3 protein-coding genes are annotated in these 4178 nt (G+C 58.4%); 1 reads left to right on the top strand and 2 read right to left on the bottom strand.

Going from position 1 to position 4178, the window contains the following annotated elements:
• Positions 1-156 precede the first annotated feature (156 nt).
• On the bottom strand, positions 157-1569 hold the full coding sequence (locus tag H5U08_RS11555) for a sigma-54 dependent transcriptional regulator (protein ID WP_297033156.1): 1413 nt from the start codon (positions 1567-1569) through the stop codon (positions 157-159).
• Positions 1570-1929: 360 nt separating this feature from the next.
• Here H5U08_RS11555 and H5U08_RS11550 point away from each other — a divergent pair, with 360 nt between their 5' ends.
• Positions 1930-2562 carry a response regulator transcription factor gene (locus H5U08_RS11550; RefSeq protein WP_297033154.1) on the top strand — a complete coding sequence of 211 codons (633 nt, stop codon included), beginning with the start codon at positions 1930-1932 and terminating at the stop codon, positions 2560-2562.
• 207 nt (positions 2563-2769) lie between these two features.
• Here H5U08_RS11550 and H5U08_RS11545 read toward each other — a convergent pair whose 3' ends face one another.
• Positions 2770-3234, bottom strand: coding sequence for a DUF1844 domain-containing protein (locus H5U08_RS11545; protein WP_297033153.1), 465 nt, complete (start codon positions 3232-3234; stop codon positions 2770-2772).
• Between the last annotated feature and the right edge of the window lie 944 nt (positions 3235-4178).

Raw genomic sequence — 4178 nt, 5'->3', positions numbered from 1 at the left:
GTTTGGCAGCCCGCTCTACGACTGCGATCACTTCGCTTAACTTTCGCTGAACTGTCAACTTAGATTATAGGGAATGGACCTCGTCCGGGTGACACGGATCGCCGAATGATGCGGCAACCGCGAGTTCTGTCGCGCTGATCGACACGCCTGTCGAGATCATCGACACACCGATGTGCCGTGCTCCTCGGATTTTGCCCGAATAGACTCGGGCTCCTCGATCCCCAGACGCTTCATCTTCTTGTACAGCGTCGTGCGATTGATTCCCAGCGCTTTGGCCGTCGCCTGCCGATTCCAGTTGTGCATCTCCAGCATTTGCAGAATAATCTGCCGTTCGGGAAGCTGGAGGGCCTGTTTTAACGGAGCCTTTTCCGGAGCGCTCAGTCCGGGGGTGAGCGCCGCCGCCACATCAGGCGGGAGGTCCTCCAGGGTGATCACAGGTTTTCGTCCAAGAAGAACAGCCCGTTCAAGGACGTTCTGAAGCTCCCGGACATTGCCGGGCCACCGATACGCCTGGAGGGCCGCCAGCGCCTCGTCGCTCAGAGTCTTGAGGGGTTTTCCCATCTCCTCGCAGATCCGTTTGAGGAAGTGCTCCGCGAGAAGAGGAATATCCGATACCCTTTCCCGCAGCGGAGGCAACTCAATGTTGATGACGTTAATGCGGTAATACAGATCCCGCCGGAATCGTCCTTCCTGAACCGCCTTTTGCAGGTCCTCGTTGGTGGCCAGGATCACCCGCACGTCCACCGTGATCGTCTCCGTACTGCCAACTGGTTCAAACTGGTAGTCCTGAAGAACACGGAGGAGTTTGACCTGGAGAGCCGGGCTGGCCGTCCCAATCTCGTCGAGAAAAATCGTGCCCCCATCCGCCTGTTTAAACTTTCCGATCTTGTCACCCGTGGCACCAGTGAATGCCCCCGCAACGTGTCCAAAGAGTTCGCTTTCCAGAAGGGTTTCGGGCAGGGCGCCACACGCAACTTCCACGAACGGCTTGTCTCGCCGACTGCTCCGCCGGTGAATGGCCCGCGCAATCAGGGACTTGCCCGTGCCGCTCTCCCCGGTAATAAGGACGGTCGCTTTGGTGTCGGCGACAGCCTCGATCACGTCATAGACTCGGAGCATCCGGTGGTCCCGACCCACGATGGCATCCAGACCATAGCGCAGGTCGAGCTGCGTCTTCAGATTTTTGTTTTCCTCAACCACCCGTTTCTGATTGAGCGCCCGCTCGATGGCTACCTCGAGCTCCTCGTCGATGAGGGGTTTGGTGAGAAAATCAAACGCCCCGGCGCGAATCGCTTCGACAGCAAGGTCCACGGAACCGTAACCCGTCACCAGAATGACGGGCATTTCCGGGTACCGTTCCCGGCAAAACCTCAGAACGTCGAACCCGTCGCCGTCGGAAAGTCGGATGTCCACGACGGCCACGTCGTAGGACCGCCGCGTCAGTTCCCGAAGCGACTCCTCCACACCGGTCGCTGTGTCCACGCGATACCCCTGCTCCCGTAGCCAGTTGGCCATCGCCTGAAGAAGATGGCGATCATCGTCAACAAGCAAGAGTGCTGCCTTGGGCATGGGACGCACCTGCCGAATCGTGATCAACATTTGCAGAGGGAGGCCCCGGCGAGGGCAAAAACACAAAAACCCGTCGAGAAGTATCTACCTTACACAAAGCCGTGAGTCAACATGCGCAATCCAGGAAACATGCAGAACAATTCCCGACACTAAGCGCAGTCGGCGTGGGCGGATACCATCAGAAATGGGGGGCCAACTATTAGCTCACCTTGGTGGTGGTTTCCATTCCGCCACAAGGGTGGTAAGATGATGATAGCCAGAAGATCTGCGGGGATCGTCCCCTCATGGGAAGGGTTGCGACGAGACCCGACGGGTCAGTGCCCTGAAAGAAAATGGTCTCAGTTTTGGAGGGCCCCCAAGATGGCGATACGGGTTCTCATAGCCGATGATCATGAGGTGATCCGATGGGGTTTGAAAGAGCTCCTCAAGGGCTCGGATGTCGAGGTTATCGGTGAAGCCGCCACCGGCGCCGAAACGGTTGAAAAGGTAAAAGCCCTCCGCCCGGACGTTCTCATTCTGGACATCCGCTTTCCCGACCTCGACGGTCTGGAAACTCTGGTGAAAATTCGCGAGGAGGGCCTGGACACGCGGGTGGTCCTGCTCTCTACCTACGACTATCAAAGCTACGCCGCGAGAGCCGTCGCACTCGGGGTGTCCGAATACCTTTTGAAAGGGGCTGGGCGAGACGAAATCCTCCGGGCGATTCACGCGGCAGCGGCCGGGGAACCGCCCAAAATCGACAGCCGACTCGGCGAGGTCATTCAGGCGATGCAGTCCAAGCAGCCCATCGAGGATGACATGGTCCAGCTCACCCAGCGGGAAACTCAGGTGCTGCGGCATATCGCCCTGGGACTTTCCAACAGGGAGATCGCCAACTCTCTGGACATCAGCGTCGAAACAGTGAAAGAGCACGTCCAGAATATTCTGCGAAAACTGAACGTGAATGATCGCACGCAGGCTGCGGTTTGGGCGGTGAGAAAAGGCCTGGTGTGACGACCGGCCAAGCTGGTGGCCTCTTCAGTGGTGGCTTCTTCAGCGGCTTCCAGAAAAAGACGACAGAAACCTGGTTGGTGGCACCTCGGCATGCAAACCCCGACGCGGCGGAAAGCTCCCTACTTCCTCAGCGCCGGGATTCCCGCCGTGAACGGGATGAGCCTGTCACTCCTTTGCCAGTACGACCTTCATTGCCGTAAGGCCAATTCAAGAAGACCGCTTTTGTGCCGCCTGAATCTGCACAAAGGCCAGGCGAAGCTCATGAAGCATTTGCTCCATGGCTCGTTTCTCTTCTGGCGTGAGGTTTCCACTTGTCTTCTCATAGAGCAGATTGATGGTGTCGATGAGGTGCCTCGCCCGATTCAGCCGCACCTCGACCTTTCCGGTCAGAGGATCGGGCAAAAGCCCCAGGGCTGCCAGAGCCTGCATCGAGAAGCTGCTGGCCAGGCCGGTCAATGTGGGCGGTGGTAAAGGCGGATCACCCTCCTCGGGTGACGGCGCGGACTCCTCCTGCTTTCGGGCCTCTTGTTTTTCCTTTTCCACCGGGGCTTTCCAGTCTTCGTCCACAACAATGCGCTGATCGGCCGGGCCCGCTGATTCGGCCGCCTTTTCCGGCTGGTCCGACTGATTTTTCGGCTCATCCGATTGGGCATGTGGATCGTCTGCCCGCATGTTTGCTTCCTCCACTCCCTGAGTGGGTTGAATCCATCCCCTGTCACCGGTGGCCCTGTCGGCTCCGCCGGGGCCCGCGGACCACTGCCGCGAGCGTCCTCACGAAAGGCGGCAAGTCCTTGCCTGCATTGCCCCCTGCCATCCTGGTCCGCAAGAAGGAATCACCTCCCGCGGAAACCGTCACTCCACACGGGGACAGTGACCGTCCACACTCATAGCTGCTCGCTGCTTTCATTTCAGTTTCTGATTCCAGCTTTCCAAGTCAAGAGTCACGGAACGCGAAGTTCCCCCACCATGGGTGACAGAACTACTCGGGGAATATGGGAAAAGGCGAGGTCTTCCCGTCGCACTTCCGCAAAAAGGGCCCATCCTCTGGGATCAGCCCCGACGCTATTCCCTGGGCAATAGCAGCCGGTAGCGGCAATGCACGGATGGCCCTTCCAAAACGAGAGCCACGGCCGATGGACTCGCTTTCGTTCGGGGCGATTCATCCATCACCCGACCGCCTTTGGAATTCTTGCCCGCTCGCGCCCGCCTCGGAAATCACCGGGAATTTGACATTGCCCGAGTTTGCGCAGTTTCGCTATACTCGACCTGCCCAACGGAGCGTTACAGCGGCGTTACAAACGGGTTCAACATGTGGAAATCCCCGGAGGACGATCGCCGGCGGATTCCCCGGCGCTATGCCACACGTCGAACCAGTCAACGGGAAGCTCTGTCAAATTCTTGCTCGCGCTAGCCAGGATTGCAACGATTTCGGCAAGGAAGCTGAAATGGATTCTGACGCCTGCAATGGAATGACGAGGCAGCCGCTCTCGGTGTCTGTGGTGATTCCGCTGCACAATGAAGCGGGCAATATCGAGACCCTGCACGGAGAATTGAGCGAAGTTCTTCAATCCCTCGGTTGCTCTTGGGACATCTGTTACGTAGACGACGGTTCCACC

It is taken from the genome of Thermogutta sp. (assembly GCF_014359955.1).
Lineage (GTDB): Bacteria > Planctomycetota > Planctomycetia > Pirellulales > Thermoguttaceae > Thermogutta.
The sequence above is the reverse complement of the archived record's forward strand: the minus strand, read 5'-3'. Positions and strand labels throughout refer to the sequence as shown.